General features: G+C 41.6%; 2 protein-coding genes. Both read left to right on the top strand.

Translation table 11 applies throughout. The features are described 5' to 3' along the window. Positions 1-174 (top strand): family 1 glycosylhydrolase (locus tag D8863_RS10880; protein ID WP_125441879.1); only part of this gene is annotated, 174 nt, incomplete at its 5' end. 120 nt (positions 175-294) lie between these two features. Further along, positions 295-565, top strand: a 271-nt coding sequence (locus D8863_RS10885) for a type I phosphomannose isomerase catalytic subunit (protein WP_312023397.1), incomplete at its 3' end; no start/stop codon positions are given.

The raw sequence follows: 565 nt of genomic DNA on the forward strand, positions 1-565 counted from the left end.
ACTTGGGGCTGTATTGATTTGGTTTCAGCTGGAACAGGCGAAATGAATAAACGCTATGGCTTTATCTATGTGGATCGTGATAATGCAGGTCATGGAAGTCTCAAACGGAGTAAGAAGAAATCCTTTTACTGGTACAAGGATGTCATTGCCAGCAATGGTGCAAGTATTGAGTAGAGCACATTTGTTCACTATTTTTACAAAATCTTCTCCCTACTTTATAAGATAGGAAAAAGAGTTCAATAAGACCTAGCTTTTTGCTATAATGAGGGGAGAAAAATCAGATAGGAGATCGACATGTCAGAACCATTATTTTTACAATCAGTCATGCAAGAAAAAATCTGGGGTGGTACCAAGCTACGTGATGAGTTTGGCTACGACATTCCAAGTGAAAAAATCGGGGAATACTGGGCTATTTCAGCCCACCCAAATGGAGTTTCTAAGGTCGCTAATGGGCGCTTTGAGGGAACAGACCTAGCCACATTGTATGCGGAGCACCGTGAATTGTTTGGCAATCGTCCAGAGCCTGTATTTCCACTTTTGACCAAGATTCTCGATGCCAATGACT

It is taken from the genome of Streptococcus oralis (assembly GCF_003943825.1).
In the GTDB taxonomy this organism is placed as follows: Bacteria; Bacillota; Bacilli; order Lactobacillales; family Streptococcaceae; genus Streptococcus; species Streptococcus oralis_CD.